Raw genomic sequence first — 15,331 nt, forward strand, 5'->3', positions numbered from 1 at the left:
GTTGGTGCTCGTCAACGCACCGGTGAATCGTTGGGAGACTCGTGAGCGGCCCGCTGAGCACGCTGATCCTCGCTGCGGGTGAGGGCACCCGCATGCGTTCCTCCACTCCTAAGGTGTTGCACCCGATCGCCGGAAGGCCGCTGGTGGAACACGCTGTGCGCGCCGCCGCCGGCCTCGCGCCGCAGCATCTGGTGGTCGTGATCGGACACGGCCGCGACGCCGTGCGCGCCGAACTCGACCGGGTCGGGCAGGCGCTGGGCCGCGAGGTCGCCACCGCCGTGCAGGAGGAGCAAAAGGGCACCGGCCACGCCGTTTCGTGTGCGCTGGCGGAACTGCCGGAAGGACTCACCGGCACCGTGGTCGTCAGCTACGGCGACGTTCCGCTGCTGGACACCGAAACCCTGGAAGCGCTGCGGGCCGAGCACGCCAAGGCGGGCAACGCGGTCACCGTGCTCACCGCCGAGGTCGCCGACCCGACCGGCTACGGCCGCATCGTGCGCGGCACCGACGGCTCGGTCAGCGCGATCGTCGAGCACAAGGACGCGACGCCGGAGCAGCGGGCGATCACCGAAATCAACTCCGGCGTCTACGCCTTCGACGCGGCTGTGCTGATCGACGGCCTGTCGCGGCTGTCCACCGACAACGCGCAGGGTGAGCTTTATCTCACCGACGTCCTCGGCATCGCCCGCGAGGACGGCAAGGGCGTCGGCGCGCTGGTGGTCGACGACCCGTGGGTCACCGAGGGCGTGAACGACCGCGTGCAGCTTTCGGTGCTCGGTGCCGAGTACAACCGTCGCATCGTGCGCCGCTGGCAGCGCGAAGGCGTCACGGTCACGGACCCGAACACCACCTGGATCGAGGCGGACGTCACGCTCTCCCGTGACGTGCTGATCGAGCCGAACACCCAGCTCAAGGGCCATTGCTCGGTCGGTGAGGGCTCCGTTGTGGGCCCGGACACCACGCTGACCGACGTGCAGATCGGCGCGGGCGCTTCGGTCGTCCGCGTGCACGGTTCGGACTCTGAGCTGGGCGACGGCGTGAATGTCGGTCCGTACACGTTCCTGCGGCCGGGCACGAAGCTCGGTGCGAAGAGCAAGCTGGGTGCGTTCGTCGAGACGAAGAACGCGCAGATCGGCACCGGTACAAAGGTGCCGCATCTCACGTACGTGGGCGACGCGATCGTCGGCGATCACAGCAACATCGGCTGTTCCAGTGTGTTCGTGAACTACGACGGGGTGGCCAAACACCAGACCGTTGTCGGCTCGCATGTCCGGCTTGGGGCGGACAACACGCTGGTCGCGCCGGTGCGGATCGGGGACGGCGCTTACAGTGGAGCCGGTGCGGTGATCCGCGACGACGTCCCGCCTGGCTCACTGGCGCTGTCGGCCGGTCCGCAGCGCACCATCGAAGGCTGGGCGGTCCGGCGCAGGCCGGGCACGCCCGCGGCGGAGGCGGCGGAAGCCGCACTCGCCTCCCAGCAGGACACCGTTGTGTCCGAGTCAGCAGCAGGAACCGACGGGGAGTCGCCAGCATGAGTCCGAAGTCAGGTACGCCGAAGAAGAATCTGATGCTCTTCTCCGGGCGTGCGCACCACGAGCTCGCGGAAGAGGTCGCCAAGCACCTCAACGTGACGATCACCCCGCAGACCGCGCACACGTTCGCCAACGGCGAGCTGTTCGTGCGGTTCGAGGAGTCGGTGCGCGGTACCGACGCGTTCGTGATCCAGGCGCACACCACGCCCATCAACGAGTACGTGATGGAGCAGCTGATCATGGTGGACGCGCTGAAGCGCGCGAGCGCCAAGCGGATCACCGTGGTCATGCCGTTCTATCCGTACGCCCGCCAGGACAAGAAGCACAAGGGCCGCGAGCCGATCTCGGCGCGGCTCATCGCGGACCTGTTCAAGACCGCGGGCGCGGACCGGATCATGACGGTCGACCTGCACACCGCGCAGATCCAGGGCTTCTTCGACGGCCCGGTCGACCACCTGCTGGCGCAGTCGGTGCTCGCCGACCACATCAAGTCGACCTACGGCGACGCGGACATCACGGTCGTCTCGCCGGACTCGGGCCGTGTGCGCCTTGCCGAGAAGTGGGCGCAGCAGCTCGGCGACCGGCCGATCGCGTTCATCCACAAGACGCGCGACCCGGACAAGCCGAACCAGGCCGTCGCGAACCGCGTGGTCGGCAAGGTCGAGGGCAAGCTCTGCGTGCTGATCGACGACATGATCGACACCGGCGGCACGATCGTGAAGGCCACCGAGGCCCTGCTGGAAGAGGGCGCGGCGGACGTGGTCATCGCGACCACGCACGGCATCCTCTCCGACCCGGCCACCGAGCGGCTTTCGCAGTGCAAGGCGCGCGAGGTCATCGTGACGAACTCGCTGCCGATCCCGGAGGAAAAGCGCTTCCCGGGGCTGACGGTGCTGTCCATCGCGCCGATGCTCGCGGAAGCGATCCAGCAGGTGTTCGAGGACGGCTCGGTCACCTCCCTGTTCGACGGCAACGCCTGAGTCTCTGCAGCTTTAGTCTCAGCATCTTCAGTCTCGGCAGCTTTAGTCTCAGCATCTTCAGTCTCGGCAGCTTCTGAACGGTTCTGAACAACGCGGCCCGAGTTGGCGGCGCGGCCTGGATCAGGTCGCACCCCGCTGGCTCGGGTCGCGTCGTTTGGCGAGCACGCTCCGCGTGCGAGACCGCGCCCGTTTGCCGGGGAAAGGCTTACCTGAGCCAGGCGGCCTAAGCCGCACGGCCTGAACCAGGCGGCCTGAACCGAGCAATCTGAGCCGGACAGCCTGAACCAGGCGGCCGAACCGGGCGGCCCGGGGTGAGGCATGCGGCACCGCCACCGGTCCAGCCACGCCGCCTCGCCGAGACCTCGCCGTCTGGCCCCTGCCCGTCGCCCAGCTCAAGCCACGGCCGCCCCAGCCAAGCTAACCGGCCGCGTCAGCCGGATCGCCCAACCCAGCCACGCCGCCTGGCCCGACCGTCGCCCAACTCAGCCACGGCCGCCCCAGCTCAGCCGCGCCGACCGTCACGCCGCGCCCATATCCGAAGACAGCCACCTCTCCGGCCGCATATGGATCGCCATGTGCTCCCCTAGCTGCGTCCGCTCGTACTCCACATACCCGGCCACCTTGTCGGCGGGCAGGTACCGCGAAGCCATCTCCCACGTCAGCTCGTAGCTGCCCGGCCGCGTCCGGACCACCGGACCCTCCACCGACACGTACCGCACCGTCGGCTCGACCCTCTGCACCATCAGGCTGAACCGACCGGCCGCCTCGATCGCTTTCGCCTTGCGCGAGTTCGGTTCCGTGATCACCCACAGCTCGCCACCGGGGTGTACTGGTACCAGATCGGCACCGTCAGCGGCGCTCGGTCCGGGCGCTCCACCACCGCGAGCGCGCCGATGTGCGGTTCGGCCAGAAACTGTTCCCGTTCTTCACTCGACAACACCATGCCCCCGAAGCTAGCCCCGGGGTACGACAAAAACCGGGTTCCGCCGGCGGCGAAAACCGATGCGTCACCCATCCGGGACTGACTAGCGTCGCAGCCATGGGGAAATTCGAATTCGGCGTCAGCCTGCGGCTCACCGCCGACGGCACTGAGTGGACCGAAAAGTGCCAGCGTGCCGAGGAACTCGGCTACGACCACCTGACTGTGCCCGACCATCTCGGGCCGGGGCGACTGTCTCCGTTCCCCGCGCTCACGGCCGCGGCGGCGGTGACCGAGCGGGTGCGGGTCGGCACGCTCGTGTCCAATGTGCCCTTCTACAACCTGGCGCTCTTCGCCCGCGATGTCGCCACCACCAACAAACTCACCGGAGGCCGCTTCGAACTCGGCCTCGGCTCGGGCCATATGAAGCACGAGTTCGACGACGCCGGACTGCCCTGGCGCAAAGCCGCCGACCGGATCACGTACCTCACCGAAGGTCTCGCCGAGCTGCGCACGCGCGTCGAGGACGAGGGCGGCATGCCGAAGCTGCTGATCGCGGGCAACAGCGACGGCGTGCTGAAGCTCGCGGCGGAACAGGCGGACATCGCCGGGTTCGCCGGTCTCCGTCAGGATCGAGGACGTCCGCCGGGCACGTTCGTGCTCGACAACGACGTGGCGATGGACGAGCGGATCGCGTATTTCCGTTCCCTGGCAGGGGATCGCGAGATCGACTACAACATGCTGGTCCAGCGCGTCGTGGTCACCGACGATCGCCGCGCGGCCGCCGAGGAATGGCATGCCGAGACCGAGGAACGCAGCGCGGCGGACGTCGACGAACTGCTACGCGCGCCGCAGCTGCTCTTCGGCACGGTGGACGAAATGGTGCAGCAGCTGATTGCCCACCGCGAACGGTACGGCTTCTCCTACTTCACCGTGTTCGAGGCGATGATGGAGACTTTCGCTCCGGTGGTGGCTGAACTGCGGGGTCGTTAGCCGCCGCCTGCACCTTCGCGACGGCGTCTCCGGCGATCAGCGTGAGCACGCGGCCGAGGAGACCGTCCGGCACGGCTTCGTCGTCGATGTCGGCTTCCACCGCCAATCCGTTGCTCAACGCGAGCAGCACGACGGCGAATTCCTCGGCAGGCAAAGGAAGTTCGAGGGCCAACCCCTCAGCGAGCCGGTTCAAGGCACGGGCGATCGTGTCGCGAACCTCCCGGCGGCGCCGGCGCAACGCGTCGCGCCGCCGGTCGTCGTGGTGCGCCATCGCGAAAAACTCGGCCAGCAGCCGGTGCCACACCGCGTCGGTGCGCATTTCGTACATCAGCACCGCGGCGACGTTCGCCAGACCCGCGCCGCCGTCGTCCGCTTCGGCGAAACTCGCCAGGCTCGCCTCGAGCCGGTGCGCGGCGTGCTCTTCCATCAACGCCAGCACCAGCTCGTCTTTCGACGCGAAACTCGAGTAGACCGCACCTTTCGTCAACCCAGCAGCGGCGGCCACCTCGGTCAGTTTCGTCGCGGCGATTCCCTGCTCCCCGAACACGGCGAAGGCCGCGTCGAGGATGCGCCGCCGGGTCTCCGCCCGCGTCGGCCGCGTCCGGCCGGTCATCGGCTTCTCCCTCATCCGGGGGTTGACACTGCCTCAGCCCGCTCAATACCTTCAGGTATCCAATACCCACGGGTATCCACTGTCAAGGACGACAGGGAAGGACCGCTCCGATGAGGTTGCGTATCGTCCTGGCCGCCGCGGCATTGCTGACCGCCGCGTTCGCCGCCCCAGCCACTGCCGCTGCGACCGGCGGCGTCAACGATCCGGCGTGCCGGCCGAGCAGCGCGCATCCGCGTCCGGTGGTGTTCCTCCACGGGCTCGGCGCGACGTCCTATGAGGACTTGAACTTCCTCCAGGAGCACGTCGCCGCCAAGGGATACTGCACCTTCAGCCGGACCTACGGCGCGTACCCGCAGTTCCCGGTAGTCGGCGGACTTCGCCCGATCGCCGACTCCGCAACGGAAATCAAGCAGTTCGTCGGTGAGGTGCTGACGGAAACCGGTGCGGCGCAAGTGGATCTGGTCGGCCACTCCGAAGGCGGCTTCCAGTCCCTGTACGTCACGAAGACTCAAGGAATCGCCGACCGGATCGGCTCCGTCGTGGCGATCGCGCCGCCCGCGCACGGCACCACGTTCGCCAATCTGACGAAACTGGCGTACCTGCTGGGAATTCGCGATGAAGTCGGCAAGGTGCTCACCGCGTTCGGCTGCCCGGCCTGCGACAACCTGATCACCGACGGCAGCGCGGTCCAGACGCTCACGAACGGTCCCATCGCGCAGCCCGGCGTGCGCTACACGGTGCTCACATCGCGGTTCGACGAACTGGTCACGCCCACCGAAACGTCCTTCGTGCGCGAGCCGGGCGTCACGAACGAGTACATCCAGGACACCTGCCCGTTCGATCCGGTCGGGCACATCGGCGAGGCCTACGACCTCAACGTCTGGAACCTGGTCACCAACGCGCTCGACCCGGCGCACGCCGAGAAATTCCTTTGCACCGCCGGATCTCCCGGCTGAGACACAAAGCGACCCGGTGGTGCCACGAGCACCACCGGGTTCCGCGCTCAGTACGCCAGCGTGAACCGGGCGCGCGAGTGCTTCGGCTCTTCGATCTCGTCCAGGAACGCGATCGCCAGGTCCGCGCCGCTGATGTGCGACCGGCCGTCGGCGTCGCTGACCAGCACGTCGCCGCCGAGACGGAACTTGCCGGTGCGCTCGCCCGGGATCCAGGAGCCGAACTCGGCCGCCGGGCTGACGTAGAACCAGTCGACATCGTCGCCGGGCAGCTCGCGCAGGGCCTCCAGGACGAGGACGTGGCTGCCCGCCTCCGCCTTGTACTCCTCCGGGAACTCCGGGGTGTCGATCACTCGCGGCCCGTCCTCGCTGACCCGCAGCGAACCCGCGCCGCCGACGATCGCCAGCCGCGCGCCGTTCGCGCGAGCCGCTTCCAGCAGCGTCGGCAGGGCGTCCACCAGACGGCGGCCCTCGTCGTCCGCGCGGCCCGGCGTCGCGACCACGAGCACGTCCGCGCCCTTGGCCACCGAAGCGACGAACTCCGCGTCATGCATCGATCCCGACCGCGCCTCGACACCGGAGGGCAGGCCCTCGGCCTTGCGCGCGACTCCGGTCACGGAGTGCCCGCGCCGCAGCGCCTCGTCGGTGATCCGGCTGCCGGCGAATCCCGTCGCGCCGAACACCACAAGCTTGCTCATTTGCCGCTCCTCGAAAAGAAAGTCCGTCTCGTCGAATCCGATGGTAAGGACCGGTCTTCGGCTACTTCAACGGAAGAAACGCACCCCGAGGTGAGCGTGCAGGTCAGCCGCCGAGCGCGGCGAACGCGGTGGCCAGCTTCGCCTTCACCGCGTTCGCGTCGACCGGCGAGCGCACCTCGGCGACCGCCGTCGGCTTCGCCAGCACCTGGTAGCTAGCGGTGCGGTTGGGCAGGGAGAATTTGACCGAACAGGACATCGTGATGGTCGCGTCCGCGGCCGCGTCGCCCTCGGTGGCACAGCTTTGCGAGCCGAGCGAGTCCGCGCTGATCTCCACCGAAAGCTTGATGTGCACATTCGGTTTGGAACCCGGCTGATTGCCGACGACGCTGTTCGAAACGTCCACTGTGGTCTTGCAGGAACCGACGTAGTCCTGGCAGTCGAGTTTGTCGTTGAGCACCGTGACGCTCGCCTGCGCGAGCCCGTCGAACGGCTGCCCGATCGCGTCGACCGCGGCGTTGAAATCATTGTGGAACTGCTTGATCTCGGCGGCGCTGAGCGGCCGGACGCGGAACGCCGCGCCCAGCTTCGGGCCGCCGCGCGGGTCGAGCAGCGCCGGCGCGAACCCGGCGACCCGGTGCGGTGCGGCGGTGGTCACCTGCAGCGCGCCGCCGAGGTCGTACACCTCGGTGCCGTCCGGCAGCTTCTGCTTCCGCGGAGCGCCCGAGCCGAGACCGCCGAGCGCCTTGCGCAGTTCGCCGGCGAGCTTCGGCGGGGCCAGCCGCGCGGCCGGGTCGACCGGAAGTTCGCTCCCGACGGTGTGCACCCATCCGCCGCCGAACTGGGTGCTGTTCTCCTCCAGCCCGTGCGACTTCCAGTAGTCCGCGTCGGCCGCGAGGTACAGCTGCCCGGCCGGCTCGGTGATCCGCACCGACTTGCCTTCCATCGGCAGCGCGCCGAAGCCGTTGCCGTCGCGCGCGACGCGGTACGTCAGCGTCGCCGGGTTGCCGGCGCCGTCCTTCAGCGTCGCGTCGTACTGCAGCGCCGGCGCCTGCTCCAGCGCTTGCAGCGCGGCGTCGATCGCCGTCTGCTGCTGCGCACGCTGCTCAGCCAGCTGCCGGTCGGCATCGGACAGTCCCGCGGTGCCGGTCACCGCGACCTGGCAGCCCGCGAGAAGCCCACCCAGCAGCACCAGTGCTGTCGCAGTCCATCGAACTCGCATGTCGGCCGCCCCTCTTTCCGCGGGAATCATGCCACCCCCATCAGATCGACGGGCGGGACGGGATTTGTGTCGTCACCCACCCACGCGGGGGAGCGTCGGCCGACCCGGTGCGTGCCCGTGCGGACCGGCTGGTTTACACTTCTCGGGTTGTCTCGGCGAGGCGGGTGCGCCTGTAGGTGCCCGGCGTGATCGACGCGGCGGCTCGAGAAGCCCCGTGGTCTGCTCACGCCCGCAATCTCGCCGCCGTGCACAACCGCCCCCGAGCAGAGATCGACGATCCCGCCGCCCCCTGCCGCACGTCGTGTGATTGAAGGAGTGCTACACCGTGTCCGAGGTACGTCTTTCCGTCGAACCGCGCACCGAGTTCGGAAAGGGTGCCGCCCGCCGCACCCGTCGCGCCGGCAAAATCCCCGCGGTGCTCTACGGGCACGGCTCGGACCCGCGGCACTTCGCGCTGCCGGCCATCGAGTTCGCCCGCGTCGTCCGCGAGAACGGCACCAACGCCGTCATCACGCTGGACCTGCAGGGCAACGTCGAGCTGGCGCTGACCAAGACCATCGTGGTCCACCCGCTCAAGAACTACATCGAGCACGTCGACCTGCTGGTCGTCAAGCGCGGCGAGAAGGTCACCGTCGACGTTCCGATCGTCGTCACCGGCACCGCGAGCCCGGGCACCCTGGTCGCCCAGGACATCGACACGATCCAGGTCGAGGTCGAGGCGCTGCACATCCCCGAGCAGTTCGAGGTCTCCGTCGAGGGCATCGAGGCCGGCGTCCAGATCACCGCGGGCCAGATCGCCCTGCCCGCCGGTGCCGAGCTGGTCACCGACGCCGAGGCGCTCGTCGTCGCCGTCAACGAGGCCCCGCGCGGCTCGGCCGACGAGGACGCCGAAGCCGAGGAAGCCGCCGCCGAAGCGGCCGAATAAACTCCCTTTCGTGAGTGAAGACGTGCCCGGGGCCGGCGAGCTGATTCTGCTCGCCGGCCTTGGCAATCCCGGGCCGCAGTACGCCGGGAACCGGCACAACGTCGGGTTCATGGTGCTCGACGAGCTGGCCCGCCGGATCGGCGGGAAGTTCAAGGCGCACCGCAGCGGGGCCGAGGTGCTCGAGGGCAGGCTTTCGGGCTCCCGCGTCGTGCTGGTGAAGCCGCGGTCGTTCATGAACCTCTCCGGCGGACCAGTGGTCGGCGCGGCCCGGTTCTTCAAGGTCCCGCCGTCCGGCGTCGTGGTGGTGCACGACGAGCTGGACGTCGATTTCGGCGCGCTGAAGCTCAAGCTCGGCGGCGGCGACAACGGACACAACGGACTGCGGTCCATCACCAAATCGCTCGGCACGCGTGACTACTACCGCGTGCGGTTCGGCATCGGGCGGCCGCCGGGCAGGCAGGATCCGGCGGATTTCGTGCTGAAGGATTTCTCGACGGTCGAGCGCAAGGAGCTCCCGTTCGAGGTCGACCGGTGCGCGGACGCCACCGAGGCGTTGCTTTCGCAGGGGCTGGCGGCGGCGCAGAACGCGTTTCACGCCGCCTGACGGCAAGCTACGCGGCTTTCCCCGGACCGCACACCAGCCCACACCGCACGCGCTACTGAGGCACCCCGTGCGGCGTTTCGGGCCGTTGTGCATGTGGGTGAGCGGCTGTGGCCGTGCGTGATGGAATTCTCACTCGATGGGCGGCTTATGGGGCCCTGATCGAGTCGTCCGGGCGGGCGCGGGCTTCCCGGAGTGGCCGGGACCAGTTAGGACGGATTCAGGAGAACGCATCACCCCGACCCCTGAATCGGAGAATGATCAATGTCGTTTACCGCCGAGGATCTCGCTGAGGTCGCTTTCGGTAACGCCCCGATCGGCCGTCGCGGCTACGCCAAGCAGGAGGTCGACGACTTCGTGCGGCGGATCGCCAAGACGATCGCCGACGAGGACGATCTCACCGCGGCCGAGGTCCACCACGTGCTGTTCTCCAAGCCGTTGATCGGCAAGCGCGGGTATGACGAGCGCGAGGTCGACCAGTTTCTCGACGAGGCGGAGACGCAGCTGGCGGAGAGGTCCGGGCGGAGGGTGCCGATGATTCCGGGAAGCCGGGACCACAGCGAGGCCACCGCGGGACGCGCCTCCTGGCCCGTCGTCACCGAGGCACCGGCCGAACGGCTGCCGGGCCGGTAACCCCGCGAATTCTGCCGCGAAGGCCGCTTCGAGGACCCCCTCGAAGCGGCCTTCGTCGCGTACCGACGCGGCAAAGGCCGCTACTGGCCGAGAAAGATCAACTGTCCGCGTTCTTGGCGATCTTCTCCGCGTACTGCACCGCGGTGGCCGCCCGCTTCACCTTGCCCGAAGGAGTCTTGGGGAGACTGCCGGCGGGGAGGACCACTACCGCGAAGGGGCGCATGTCCACCGCGTCCCGGACTCGGGCGGCGATTTCCTTGGACAGACGGGTTTCCTCGGCCGCGTCACCGGCCAGTTTGGACTCCACGACCACCGCGAAGCGTTCGCGGCGGCTGCCTGCGTCCAGGCGGACCGCGACCGCGTTGCCTGCCCGTACGCCGTCCACCGAGCCCGCCGCGCGTTCGATGTCCGTCGGGTACAGGTTGCGGCCGCCCATGATGATGACGTCCTTGCGGCGGCCGCAGATCACGATCTGGCCGCCTGCCAGGTAGCCCAGGTCGCCGGTCTTCATCCAGCCGTCCGAATCCTGGGTGTCCACCGGGCCGTTGACGGTCAGGTAGCCAGGGGTCACGGCCTCGCCGCGCAGGCGGATCTCGCCGACCTGTCGTTCGCCCAGGGTCGTGCCGGATTCATCGACGATGTCCGCTTCGAGTCCGTCCAGGGGACGGCCGAGCAGGGCGAACGAGCGCACCTCGTCCGTGCCGCGACGGGGGTCGCCTTCGGGGACCGGCACGGCGCGGTTGTCGGCTTCCAGGGCGTCCGCCTCGACGACGTCCAGGGTGAGGCCGGTGAACAGCGGCGCGAACGAGACCGCCAGCGTCGCCTCTGCCATGCCGTAGGCGGGGAATACGCACTCGGGCGGCATGTGGAAGCGCTTTCCGGCGTCCACGAAAGTCTTCACGGCCGTTTCGTCGATCGGCTCCGCGCCGTTCAGCGCGATGCGCAGCTTCGACAGGTCGTAGGCGTTGTCGTCCTCGACCCGGGCCATGCGCTTGCCGACGATGGCGTACGCGAAGTTCGGCGCGGCCGTCGTCGTGCCGCCGTACTTGCTGATCAGTTCCGGCCAGATCAGCGGGCCGGTCAGGAATTCGACCGGGGTGATCTTGACCAGTTCCACGCCGAACGTCATCGGCACGGTCAGGAAGCCGACCATGCCCATGTCGTGGAAGGTCGGCAGCCACGACACCATCACGTCGGTGTCGAACTCGAACTCCGCGCGGTCGACCATCGCCTTGACGTTGGTGTACAGGTTGCCGTAGGTGATCCGGACGGCCTTCGGCTCCGCGGTGGATCCGCTGGTCAGCTGCAGCAGCGCGGTGTCGCCCTCGGCGGTCTCCACGATCTCGGCCAGCGGTTCGGCCCCCGCCAGCTCGGAGATCAGCCGGTAGCTGATGCCCTTGCCCTCGAGCACGGGCGCGAGCTGGTCGAACGGTTCGCCCAGCACGACCAGCTCGGCCCCGATCATCTCGAGCACCTTCACCGTGTCCTCGGCCCATTCGGCGAGGTCGGTGCGCGGCGTCGGCTGGTGCAGCATCGTCACGCTGCCGCCGGTGAGCCACACCGCCTGCACGGTCGGCGCGATGAGCACCGGCGCGGCGGCCAGCACCGCCACCGCGCTTCCCGGCTTCAATCCGCCACTGACCAGCCCGCCCGCGATCCGGCGCGCTTCGTCGTGCACCTGGGCCCAGGTCCGGCGCACCGGCTCCTTGGGCTCGCCGGTCACCATGCCGCGCCGTTGCCCCCGGTCCGCCGCAGTCCCGACGAGTGTGTCCACAAACCGACTCATGTGCGTCAGATTACTGTCCGGTTTTCCGGCACTGCCCGCGGCGGCGTGAACAGCGGATGTCCGGCGTCAGGCGGGTTACGGATGCACGCGGGTCCAGGTACGCCCGCGGCAGCTCGGAGCGGGTCAGTTTCCGGAATTCCAGCGGTCCGGATGGGTAGGAATCCTCTGTGGTGGTCAGACCGTCCGCGTCGACCGGCCACCCGATCGTCGATCCGGTCCAGGCGAGTACCGATGGTGCTGCGGTGCGGATTCAGCTCGGTCGCTGTCCGCTGGGCGGTCGATCTGGACGTCGTCCGGCCGATTGTCACTCGGCGAGTTCGGACGTCTCCAGCCACCGCGCCTCGACGTCGTCCTTCTCCGCCAGCACAGCCTTCAGGTCGGTGTTCAGCTCGATCAGCTTCTCCGGATCGGTAGCCGCCTCCGCCAGCGCCGTGTGCAGCTTCTCTTCCCGCTTCGCGAGCTGGTCCAGCTTCCGCTCCAACCGGCCTAGTTCCTTTTGCGCCGCACGGGTTTCCGCCGCACTGCGCTTGGCCTCGGTCTTCTCCGCCCCCGGTGCCTCGCGACGCGGCGCGGCTTCCTTCGCCCGGGCGCGGCGCTGCAGGTATTCCTCGATGCCGCCCGGCAGGTGCGTGACCTTGCCGTCGCCGAGGAGCGCGTACGTGGCGTCGCAGACACGCTCGACCAGGTACCGGTCGTGCGAAACCACCACCATCGTGCCCGGCCAGCCGTCGAGCAGGTCTTCGAGCTGCTGCAGGGTGTCGATGTCCAGGTCGTTCGTCGGCTCGTCCAGCAGCAGCACGTTCGGCTCAGCCATCAGCAACCGGCACAGTTGCAGGCGACGGCGTTCGCCACCGGAGAGGTCGCCGACCGGCGTCCACTGCCGCGCCGCGGGGAAGCCGAGCTTCTCGCCGAGCTGCGACGCGGTCATCTCCTGTTTGCCGAACACGACGCGGCCCGCGATCTGCTCGATCGCTTGCAGCACGCGAAGATCGGCGGGCAGGTCATCGAGTTCCTGGCGCAGGTGCGCGAGCGCGACCGTCTTGCCTTGCACGCGCCGTCCGGTCGGCGATTCGACGTCGCCGCCCAGCAGTTTCAGCAGCGTGGTCTTGCCGGAACCGTTCACGCCCACGAGACCGATCCGGTCGCCGGGGCCGATCCGCCACGTCACGTGGTCGAGCAAGGTCCGCTCGCCGACCTTGAGCGAAGCGTCTTCCAGCTCCAGCACGGTCTTGCCGAGCCGGCGCTTCGCGAACGCCATCAGCTCCACGGAATCGCGCAGCGGCGGCACATCCGCGATCAACGCTTCGGCGGCCTCGACGCGGTAGCGCGGCTTCGACGAACGCGCCTGCGGACCACGCCGCAGCCACGCCAATTCCTTGCGCGCCAGGTTCTGCCGCTTCTCCTCCGCGGTCGCGGCGAGGCGGGCGCGTTCGGCACGCGCGAAAATCCAGTCGGCGTAACCGCCTTCGTACTGCTCGACCCGGCCGTTCGCGACCTCCCAGGTGAGGCTCGCGACGGTGTCGAGGAACCACCGGTCGTGCGTCACGACCACGACCGCGATCCGGCGGCCCAGCAGGTGATCGGCGAGCCAGCGCACGCCTTCGACGTCAAGGTGGTTAGTGGGCTCGTCGAGCACCACCAGGTCCAGTTCGCCGGTCAGCGCGGCGGCCAGCGCGACGCGGCGGCGCTCGCCTCCGGACAGGTTCGCGGTCGGGGTGTCGAGCCCGATCGCGGTGATGCCGAGACCGTCCACAATAGACCGGACGCGCGCGTCGGCGGCCCATTCGTGCTCGGCTCCGTAGCGCTGCAGCACCACATCGCCGACCGTGCTGCCCGCGGGCAGTTCGGTGCGCTGGGTGACGACGGCCATCCGCAGGTCGCGCACCTGGCTCACCCGGCCGGAATCCGGCTCGCTCAGTCCGGAAAGGACTTCGAGCAGCGTCGTCTTGCCGCCGCCGTTGAGCCCGACGACGCCGATGCGCTGCCCCTCGGCGACCCCGAGGGAAACGTTGTCCAGCAACGGCTTCACGCCGTAGGACTTGCTCACCGATTCCAGGTTGACCAGGTTGGCCATCCGGATCCTTTCCACTGTGGACTATTGATTCAAGATCGGGTTCAGGCGTGCACGCGCGGCGGCGCGTTGCGCGGCGCGTCGTCGCCGCCGACTACCCGGGCCCCGGGAACCGGGCCGTGCGCGACCCGCACTGTCCGGCACACTCCCGCGCCGGACAGTTCCGCGGCCACCTCGACCGCGGTTTCCGCGTCGGAGCACAGGAACGCGCACGTGGGCCCCGAGCCGGACACGCATCCGGCCAGCGCGCCCGCGTTCACCCCGGCGCGCAGCGTGCGGCGCAGACCGGGCCGCAGCGACACCGCGGCCGCCTGCAAGTCATTGCCGAGCAGCAGGGCGAGCTGGCGAGGATCCCCCGACGCGAGCGCCTCCACGACCGGAGTGTGCGACCCGATCCGAGGCGGCTTCCCGTCGGCGCGCAGCCGGTCGAGTTCGCCGAACACCTTGGGGGTGGACAGGCCTTCCTCGTCGAAGGCCAGCACCCAATGGAACGTGTGCCGTGCGAGCACCGGCACGAGCTGTTCGCCGCGGCCGGTGCCGAGCGCGGTGCCGCCGTACAGCGCGAAGGGCACGTCGCTGCCCAGGCTGCCGGCGATGGTGGCCAGCTCGTCGCGGGTGACGTCGAGCTTCCAGAGCGACGAGAGCCCGACTAGCGCCGCCGCCGCGTCCGCGCTCCCGCCCGCCATGCCGCCGGCGACCGGAATGCCCTTGCGCAGCACGATTCGCACCTTCGGAAAGTCCGCGTCCGGCCGTCCGACATAGGAGGCCAGCTCGCACGCCGCGCGCCAGGCGAGGTTGGTGCCGTCGGTGGGCACCGTGCGCTCCCCCTCGCCGTACACCTCGAGCCCGGGCTCGTCGGCGGCCGCGACGGTCACCTCGTCGGTGAGCGAAAGCGCCTGGAAGACGGTGACCAGCTCGTGGAACCCGTCCGCCCGCAGGTCGCCGATGGCCAGGTGCAGGTTGACCTTGGCCGGGACCCGGACGGTGACTGGTGGTGGAACGACTGCGAGCACCCGTCCAGCCTACGTGGCACCGCCCCGCCAGGGCTCACCAGGAGAAAAACCCGCCAGGAATCACCAGCAGTTCTCAGGACACCTGTCCCAGAAGTCCGGACACGCGGTCCAGATAGCTGGCCTCAGGGACGAATCCTTGGCTGTCGGAGTGCCAGGGACCGGCGAGCGCGGCATTCGGTCCACGTGCCGATCACCACAGACTCTCGGGCCGCGGCCGCACAGATCATTCGCACGCCGCAGATCGCGTTCGCAGTGGCAGAACGATCGCCCAAACTCACGAAACCCCCGCGACACACCCGGATCCGGACCACAACGCGGGATCGCGTCGGGGGGGGGGGGGGGGGGGGTGGGCCGGGCCCCCCGTGGGGTGTCTTTTTTCTTTTTTCCCGTCCGGC

15 protein-coding genes are annotated in these 15,331 nt (G+C 69.1%); 7 read left to right on the top strand and 8 right to left on the bottom strand.

Going from position 1 to position 15,331, the window contains the following annotated elements; translation table 11 throughout:
- Positions 1 to 41: 41 nt before the first annotated feature.
- A complete protein-coding gene (glmU, locus tag ACZ7SW_RS37850; protein ID WP_470235164.1) occupies positions 42 to 1,535 on the top strand; it encodes a bifunctional UDP-N-acetylglucosamine diphosphorylase/glucosamine-1-phosphate N-acetyltransferase GlmU in 1,494 nt (497 codons plus the stop codon).
- On the top strand, positions 1,532 to 2,512 hold the full coding sequence (locus tag ACZ7SW_RS37855) for a ribose-phosphate diphosphokinase (RefSeq protein ID WP_037820198.1): 981 nt from the start codon (positions 1,532 to 1,534) through the stop codon (positions 2,510 to 2,512). The genes glmU and ACZ7SW_RS37855 overlap by 4 nt, the downstream gene beginning before the upstream one ends.
- Before the next feature lie 518 nt (positions 2,513 to 3,030).
- Here the strand turns inward: ACZ7SW_RS37855 and ACZ7SW_RS37860 are convergent.
- Complete coding sequence (locus ACZ7SW_RS37860) at positions 3,031 to 3,318, bottom strand: pyridoxamine 5'-phosphate oxidase family protein (RefSeq protein WP_470235165.1); 288 nt, start codon at positions 3,316 to 3,318, stop codon at positions 3,031 to 3,033.
- Positions 3,315 to 3,455, bottom strand: coding sequence for a hypothetical protein (locus ACZ7SW_RS37865; protein WP_470235166.1), 141 nt, complete (start codon positions 3,453 to 3,455; stop codon positions 3,315 to 3,317). The genes ACZ7SW_RS37860 and ACZ7SW_RS37865 overlap by 4 nt, the downstream gene beginning before the upstream one ends.
- A 96-nt stretch (positions 3,456 to 3,551) precedes the next feature.
- On the opposite strand from ACZ7SW_RS37865, the gene ACZ7SW_RS37870 reads away from it, so the two are divergent.
- Positions 3,552 to 4,424: a TIGR03621 family F420-dependent LLM class oxidoreductase gene (locus ACZ7SW_RS37870; protein ID WP_470235167.1), complete on the top strand. Its 873-nt coding sequence runs from the start codon at positions 3,552 to 3,554 to the stop codon at positions 4,422 to 4,424.
- Here the strand turns inward: ACZ7SW_RS37870 and ACZ7SW_RS37875 are convergent.
- Positions 4,360 to 5,037, bottom strand: coding sequence for a TetR/AcrR family transcriptional regulator (locus ACZ7SW_RS37875; protein WP_470235168.1), 678 nt, complete (start codon positions 5,035 to 5,037; stop codon positions 4,360 to 4,362). The genes ACZ7SW_RS37870 and ACZ7SW_RS37875 overlap by 65 nt on opposite strands.
- Positions 5,038 to 5,147: 110 nt before the next feature.
- Between ACZ7SW_RS37875 and ACZ7SW_RS37880 the strand changes: the two genes are divergently transcribed.
- Positions 5,148 to 5,993, top strand: coding sequence for an esterase/lipase family protein (locus ACZ7SW_RS37880; RefSeq protein ID WP_470235169.1), 846 nt, complete (start codon positions 5,148 to 5,150; stop codon positions 5,991 to 5,993).
- Positions 5,994 to 6,040: 47 nt separating this feature from the next.
- On the opposite strand, the gene ACZ7SW_RS37885 is transcribed toward ACZ7SW_RS37880, so the two are convergent.
- Complete coding sequence (locus tag ACZ7SW_RS37885) at positions 6,041 to 6,688, bottom strand: NAD(P)-dependent oxidoreductase (RefSeq protein WP_470235170.1); 648 nt, start codon at positions 6,686 to 6,688, stop codon at positions 6,041 to 6,043.
- A 103-nt stretch (positions 6,689 to 6,791) separates the two neighbouring features.
- On the bottom strand, positions 6,792 to 7,907 hold the full coding sequence (locus ACZ7SW_RS37890) for a hypothetical protein (protein ID WP_470235171.1): 1,116 nt from the start codon (positions 7,905 to 7,907) through the stop codon (positions 6,792 to 6,794).
- Between the two features lie 325 nt (positions 7,908 to 8,232).
- Between ACZ7SW_RS37890 and ACZ7SW_RS37895 the strand changes: the two genes are divergently transcribed.
- The 3 genes from ACZ7SW_RS37895 to ACZ7SW_RS37905 all read left to right on the top strand — a co-directional run bounded on the left by ACZ7SW_RS37895 (position 8,233) and on the right by ACZ7SW_RS37905 (position 10,066).
- Positions 8,233 to 8,832: a 50S ribosomal protein L25/general stress protein Ctc gene (locus ACZ7SW_RS37895; RefSeq protein WP_470235172.1), complete on the top strand. Its 600-nt coding sequence runs from the start codon at positions 8,233 to 8,235 to the stop codon at positions 8,830 to 8,832.
- Between the two features lie 10 nt (positions 8,833 to 8,842).
- The gene (gene pth, locus ACZ7SW_RS37900; protein ID WP_470235173.1) at positions 8,843 to 9,436 is read left to right on the top strand and encodes an aminoacyl-tRNA hydrolase; all 594 of its coding nucleotides are present in this window, start codon (positions 8,843 to 8,845) and stop codon (positions 9,434 to 9,436) included.
- A 261-nt stretch (positions 9,437 to 9,697) separates the two neighbouring features.
- Positions 9,698 to 10,066, top strand: a complete 369-nt coding sequence (locus tag ACZ7SW_RS37905) for a DivIVA domain-containing protein (protein ID WP_470235174.1) — start codon at positions 9,698 to 9,700, stop codon at positions 10,064 to 10,066.
- Between the two features lie 97 nt (positions 10,067 to 10,163).
- Here the strand turns inward: ACZ7SW_RS37905 and ACZ7SW_RS37910 are convergent, their stop codons facing one another.
- The 3 genes from ACZ7SW_RS37910 to ACZ7SW_RS37920 all read right to left on the bottom strand — a co-directional run bounded on the left by ACZ7SW_RS37910 (position 10,164) and on the right by ACZ7SW_RS37920 (position 14,936).
- Positions 10,164 to 11,852: a fatty acyl-AMP ligase gene (locus ACZ7SW_RS37910; protein ID WP_470235175.1), complete on the bottom strand. Its 1,689-nt coding sequence runs from the start codon at positions 11,850 to 11,852 to the stop codon at positions 10,164 to 10,166.
- Between the two features lie 304 nt (positions 11,853 to 12,156).
- Positions 12,157 to 13,926 carry an ABC-F family ATP-binding cassette domain-containing protein gene (locus ACZ7SW_RS37915; protein WP_470235176.1) on the bottom strand — a complete coding sequence of 590 codons (1,770 nt, stop codon included), beginning with the start codon at positions 13,924 to 13,926 and terminating at the stop codon, positions 12,157 to 12,159.
- A 41-nt stretch (positions 13,927 to 13,967) separates the two neighbouring features.
- The gene (locus ACZ7SW_RS37920; RefSeq protein WP_470235177.1) at positions 13,968 to 14,936 is read right to left on the bottom strand and encodes a 4-(cytidine 5'-diphospho)-2-C-methyl-D-erythritol kinase; all 969 of its coding nucleotides are present in this window, start codon (positions 14,934 to 14,936) and stop codon (positions 13,968 to 13,970) included.
- Positions 14,937 to 15,331 lie beyond the last annotated feature (395 nt).

This window comes from Amycolatopsis sp. NPDC114484 (genome assembly GCF_055633755.1).